The sequence below is a fragment of the Methanosarcina sp. genome (assembly GCF_049706645.1).
Classification (GTDB): Archaea; Halobacteriota; Methanosarcinia; order Methanosarcinales; family Methanosarcinaceae; genus Methanosarcina.
Window position 1 is genome coordinate 24,065 of record NZ_JBNAKP010000030.1, and the last position, 6,078, is coordinate 30,142.

The window sequence follows — 6,078 nt, forward strand, 5'->3', positions numbered from 1 at the left end:
ATCTATAAAAACATAATATATAATTTATAGAATTATAATTTATCGGAAAAGGGCCCCTTTTTTACTTCCCGGATAACATACGGAGATTCCTTGAGTTCAAAGATGTTTTCCATCTTTCGTCCTTTTTTACGCCTTATGTACTGAATTTCCCCGAGTTTCTCCAGAAAAGCCTCATAAACTTCCATGAATTGCTCAAATTCCGGGTCAGTAAGCTCTATCAACCCCTCCCTGCCCGCAAGCCAGTCATAGACCTGGAGAAGGACAATTTCCCTTATCCTTTTCAGGTTTTCATCCTCAGGCAATTTTTCAAAATACAGAGTTTTCTTCAACTCCGGAGACCAGGCTGCAAATAGCCTCCTGTAATTTAAGACCTGGATAGGGACTTTCTCTCCGGGCTCGGGCCTTGGATAATAGTATGTGCCCTCGAGAAGCTTGTCCCCTTCCAGATTTACCACCTGCCGATGTATCTGGATTTTGCAGTATTTTCCTGAATTTTCTTTATACGAAGTCCCATATAGAGACCGACAAAGAGACCGCTAAGATGGGCTGTATGAGCTATCATGTCCGACGAGCCAACCATAAGAAAATCAAAGAGAGCAAAAAGCACGAGGGCATGTTTTAGTTTCATAGGGATAAAGTAGACATAGACACGAATATCCGGTTCAAGCATTGTAAGGGCTGCAAAGACTCCGTAGATTGCTCCACTTGCCCCAACCATCGGGCCAGGAGAGATACTGAAAATGGGCCGGCTTAGAAAAGTATACCCTATTGCCGATAGAATTCCGGCAGTGAAAAAAATTGCCAGGAGCTGTCTGTTACCGACCCGCCTCTCAAGTGCAGTCCCGAAAAAGTACAGGACGATCATATTGAATAAAAGATGCAATAAACCGGTGTGTAGAAATATATATGTGACAAGCGTCCACGGCCTTGTCACAAGAGAGTTAGGGTCAAACTGAAAAGCGCTTACATAGAGGTAGCCTATACCCGGAATCATTTCCAGGAAGAATGAAAGTGTGCAGAGAACAATGATTAACATCGACGGGCTTGCCGAAATCGAATCTTTACCTGCCACCGGTCCCACCTCCGGGAATATAAGATGCATTAAGGTCAAACATATTTCCGATTACTCTCTGGTTTAGTATAGTATAAATTGCGTCAATCTGAGGCAATTAAAGTACCTCACCTGCAACCCAGATAAAGTGATCCCAGCTTAAGGTGATATCAGTAATATTATTTCCATTGATTTGATCATTGACACTTGCCTGGATATCAGCGTGTAATAAGCCTGTAAGCAGTTATTTATAATCTTCGAGTACAGAATTACGCATAGAAAGTTATATTGTAGTCACTTCAATTCCTCTAAGCTGGGTATAACTTTAACTTTGAGGTTGAAATAGCTGACTCAATACATGAGATATAAATATGATACAGTTGTGGAGTAAGATTATTAATTTTGAGAAACCGATTATGAAATCAAGTTCAATGTGTTGTGATTTAAGCGCTTTAAAGATAAGCCAGTAAATTTCCGGATACCCTAGTTTAGATACTCACCTTAATTATAGAATCCTATTTCCAGAGTTCTTATATTGAATAAGACAATTTCTCTTCGTTCTAAACCTTCAGTGAGATAAGTCCGAAGTTTAAAGCTCGTTGAGGAATACAAACTCAATTCCTGAAGAAATATTATTATGTCCAGGAATGAATCTATTCAAGAATGGATTTATCCAAAAGCGGATCTATTCAGGAAGGTATCAATGCTATTTAAATTGAAACAGATATTATTTAAATTGGAAAATATATTGATTAATATTCAAACGAGAAGATTATATTTATTTCTTTCCTGAAAAAAATGAAAAAATAGTTTACGGCGTTTACTATGTAAAGCCGCACGAAAATTCAAAGGATATAAATAATTTTCCATTTGATTATTAGATGTAAAATTATAAAATTTGAATTATTTATATAAATTATATATTCTCAGATAGGATAAGTTTTGTTAAAGGATAAGTCCATTATTCAGTAACAGATATTTATACAATTTTTTGTTTTAAAAACGAAGAAAAAACATAATTAGTAATAATTAGTAGCACTTAAAAAAAAATACAAGTACAGAGAAGGATTTTAAAAAAAAAAACCATATCTAAAGACACTAATTTACATTTTGTATTACTAATTAAAATAAATTTTTAAAGTCTACTGATTTTGAAATTCCCATTTTACCCTTCTCGAAATGACGTGTTACAAATTAGAAAATGTTATATAGATTTGGTACGTTTAGAGATTTAATTAGTGTTCATTATCCATCGGTAGCGACCTCTGCTTAGGATTAAGGTCTCAATCGTTGGCAAAAACGGTTTTTTTTGAGATAAAGGGCGTAAAAAAGGTCATGAAGAGAATTGAAGCCCTAAAAACGACTTTAGCAAGGAAATATTTCCTCTAAAAACGATTTTATTTGAAAAAACGCTGGTACAGTGCTTAATAGCTGAAAGAAATAGCTAAAAGCGTTTTACCAGAGAAGTAGTATTTAAACGATTGTAACTTTAAAGAAGACGGCAAAACATACAATTTATAATCATGTAGAATATGCCGAATATAATAAATTGCAATCGTCTTATGAAGTCGACTTTAAACAAATTTAGGAGGTAAAGCTCAAATGAGCAAACTAACTACCGGGAGTTTTTCTATAGAAGATCTTGAATCCGTTCAGATCACTATAAATAATATTGTAGGTGCAGCAAAGGAGGTTGCCGAAAAAGCTAAAGAAACAGGCAAAGAAACAGGCCCGATGGGTCCGACCCCCTTCCCCTCAGTTGCTGCAGTAAGGGACTGGAGTTTTACACTGCTTGACCGTTACGAGCCGGTCTATACCCCAATGTGTGACCAGTGCTGCTACTGTACCTTTGGACCATGTAACCTTGAAGGGAATAAGAGAGGAGCCTGTGGTTTGGATATGAAAGGCCAGACTGCAAGGGAGTTCTTCCTGCGCTGCATTACAGGTTGTGCATGTCACAGTGCCCACGGGCGCCACTTGCTCAATCACATTATCAACATCTTCGGGGAAGATATGCCGATTAATATGGGTGCTTCAAATGTCATTGCCCCCAATATTCAGCTTATTACAGGCCTGCAGCCCAAGACACTCGGCGACCTCAAACCCGTAATGGAATATGTGGAAGAAGAGCTAGGCCAGTTGCTTGCAACCATACACGCAGGACAGGAAGGAGCAGCAATTGACTACGATAACAAGGCAATGCTTGCAGGTATTCTTGACCACGTAGGTATGGAGGTTTCCGATATAGCTCAGGTTACTTCACTTGGATTCCCGAAGTCTGACCCTGATGCCCCTCTTGTAGAAGTAGGTATGGGAACGCTTGATGCTTCAAAGCCAGTTATCATTGCTATAGGGCACAATGTTGCCGGTGTCACTTACATCATGGACTACATGGAAGAGCATGGCCTTGATGACAAGATGGAAATCGGAGGTCTCTGCTGTACCGCATTCGACATGACCAGGTACAAGAGGGAAGACAGGAAAGCCCCATATGCTAAGATTGTCGGTACCATTTCAAAGGAATTAAAGGTAGTACGCTCCGGAATTCCTGATGTAATCGTGCTTGATGAACAGTGCGTAAGAGCTGACCTTGTAGAAGAAGGCCAGAAACTAAAGATTCCGGTCATCGCATCCAATGAGAAAATCATGTATGGCCTGCCAGACAGGACCAATGACGATGTTGACGCAATCGTCGATGACCTGGTTAGCGGCAAGATTCCTGGCTGTGTGATGCTGGACTACGACAAACTCGGAGAACTTGTACCCAGAGTCGCCATGGCAATGGCCCCGATCCGCGAAGCAGAAGGGCTTACAGCCATCCCCACAGACCAGGAAATGATAGACCTTGTTTCCAAGTGTGTAGAATGTGGAGAATGTGCACTCGCATGTCCAGAAGAACTGGAAATCCCAGCAGCAATCGCAGTAGCAAAGGGAGGAGATTACTCCGCTCTTGAAGAACTGCACGACCTCTGTATAGGCTGCCGCAGGTGTGAACAGGTCTGTAACAAGGAAATACCCGTCCTGAACCTTATTGAGAAAGCTTCCCTGAAGGCTATTGCTGAAGAGAAGGGACTTGTAAGAGCAGGAAGAGGTCAGGTAAGCGACGCTGAAATCAGGGCAGAAGGCCTGAACCTGGTTATGGGTACTACCCCTGGTGTTATAGCAATTATCGGATGTTCCAACTATCCTGCAGGCTCCAAGGATGTATACAACATTGCTGAGGAATTCCTTAACAGGAACTACCTGGTTGCTGTTTCCGGATGTTCCGCAATGGACATAGGTATGTTCAAGGATGCTGACGGCAAAACTCTCTACGAGAGGTTCCCGGGCAGATTCGAGAAAGGTAACATCCTTAACACCGGATCATGCGTATCGAACGCCCACATTTCAGGTACAGCTCACAAAGTCGCTGCAATATTTGCTGGCAGGAACCTCTCAGGCAACCTCGCCGAAATTGCTGATTACACACTTAACCGTGTAGGTGCAGTAGGACTTGCATGGGGTGCATACTCACAGAAGGCAGCAGCAATCGGTACAGGATGCAACATGTATGGTATTCCTGCAGTGCTCGGACCACACAGCGGGAAGTACAGGAGAGCCCTGATTTCCAAGACCTACGACGACAGCAAGTGGAAACTTTACGACAGCAGAAACGGTTCCGAACTGGCAATCCCGCCATCTCCGGAGTTCCTCATTACCACTGCAGAAACCTGGCAGGAAGCCTGTGTAATGATGGCAAAGAACTGTATCCGCGTGTCTGACAACAACATGGGCAGATCCATTAAGTTGACCCACTGGATAGAACTCAGTGAGAAATATCTGGGTGTTATACCCGAGGACTGGTGGAAGTTTGTCAGGAATGAAGCTGATCTCCCACTAGCCAAGCGTGAAATGCTCCTGAAGAAGCTTGAAAGCGAGCACGGATGGGAAATCGACTGGAAGAAGAAGAAGATCATTTCCGGCCCGAAGATTAAGTTCGACGTCTCTTCACAGCCAACTAACCTCAAGAGACTTTGCAAGGAGGCCTGAAGATGGTTGACACCACTAAGAACACCAAACTGTTTACCAGCTATGGTGTAAAGACCTCAAAAGCTATAACCACAGAAGTTGCCGCCAAGCTTATCTCAAAGGCAAAGAGGCCACTGTTAGTAGTAGGAACCTTAGCCCTCAACCCTGAAGTTCTGGATCGTGCAATACAGATTGCAAAAGCAAAGAATATCCCAATTGCAGCAACCGGCTCTTCTATGCCTGGCTTTGTAGGCAAAGATGTTAACGCCAAATACATTAATGCGCACGCGCTTGGCTTCTACCTGACAGATCCCAATTGGCCTGGGCTTGATGGCAATGGAAACTATGACACAATAATTTTCCTGGGCTTCAAGAAATACTACATTAACCAGGTATTGTCTGCAGTTAAAAACTTCAGTGATGTAAAATCTATATCAATAAGCAAAGATTACGTCCAGAATGCAACGATGTCTTTCGGAAACCTTAGCAGGGAAGATCACATTGTCGCACTGGATGAGGTAATTACCTTATTATAAATTTTTTTAGGAGGCGAAATTAATGGCAGAATTCCCATTTGAGATTTCCCCAATGTTTGAAGGAGAAAGAGTAAGAAAGGAAGGAATGTTCGTCGAACTCGGTGGCCCGAAGTCCCTTGGTTTGGAACTTGTCCGTGCAAAACCCATGGATGAAATTGAGGATGATAAGGTCACAATTGTCGGTCCCGACCTTAAGGATATGGAAGAAGGCAAGACCTACCCCTGGGCAATGATCTTCAACATCGGCGGAGAACTTGTAGAGGCTGACCTTGAATCTGTCGTCGAAAGGCGTGTCCACGACTTCATTAACTATTGCCAGGGCATCATGCACCTGAACCAGAGATATGATGTCTGGATGAGAATGTCCAAGGATACAGCTGCAAAGATGGACTCCTTCGAGCCCTTCGGAAAAGCCGTCATGATGCTTTTCAAGACCGAGCTTCCCTTCATTGAGAAGATGCAGGTGACTTTCTACACCGAACA

4 protein-coding genes and 1 pseudogene are annotated in these 6,078 nt (G+C 42.2%); 3 read left to right on the top strand and 2 right to left on the bottom strand.

Annotation, left to right across the window (positions count from 1 at the left end; all coding sequences use genetic code 11):
- Positions 1-32 precede the first annotated feature (32 nt).
- Complete coding sequence (locus ACPK8D_RS11705) at positions 33-455, bottom strand: hypothetical protein (protein WP_424718034.1); 423 nt, start codon at positions 453-455, stop codon at positions 33-35.
- The gene (locus tag ACPK8D_RS11710) at positions 449-1,072 is read right to left on the bottom strand and encodes a rhomboid family intramembrane serine protease (RefSeq protein ID WP_424718035.1); all 624 of its coding nucleotides are present in this window, start codon (positions 1,070-1,072) and stop codon (positions 449-451) included. Before ACPK8D_RS11710 ends, ACPK8D_RS11705 begins: the two co-directional genes overlap by 7 nt.
- 1,581 nt (positions 1,073-2,653) lie before the next feature.
- On the opposite strand from ACPK8D_RS11710, the gene cdhA reads away from it, so the two are divergent.
- The 3 genes and pseudogenes from cdhA to ACPK8D_RS11725 form a co-directional block, all read left to right on the top strand.
- The gene (gene cdhA, locus ACPK8D_RS11715; RefSeq protein WP_424718036.1) at positions 2,654-5,080 is read left to right on the top strand and encodes a CO dehydrogenase/acetyl-CoA synthase complex subunit alpha; all 2,427 of its coding nucleotides are present in this window, start codon (positions 2,654-2,656) and stop codon (positions 5,078-5,080) included.
- A 2-nt stretch (positions 5,081-5,082) separates the two neighbouring features.
- On the top strand, positions 5,083-5,595 hold the full coding sequence (gene cdhB / locus ACPK8D_RS11720; RefSeq protein WP_424718037.1) for a CO dehydrogenase/acetyl-CoA synthase complex subunit epsilon: 513 nt from the start codon (positions 5,083-5,085) through the stop codon (positions 5,593-5,595).
- A gap of 22 nt (positions 5,596-5,617) precedes the next feature.
- Positions 5,618-6,078 (top strand): annotated as a pseudogene (locus tag ACPK8D_RS11725) (CO dehydrogenase/CO-methylating acetyl-CoA synthase complex subunit beta); the annotation flags it as partial.

Bases quoted from the DNA above. Each gene is read 5' to 3' on its own strand.
- cdhB (WP_424718037.1), top strand. From the start codon at position 5,083: ATGGTTGACACCACTAAGAACACCAAACTGTTTACCAGCTATGGTGTA.
- cdhA (WP_424718036.1), top strand. From the start codon at position 2,654: ATGAGCAAACTAACTACCGGGAGTTTTTCTATAGAAGATCTTGAATCC.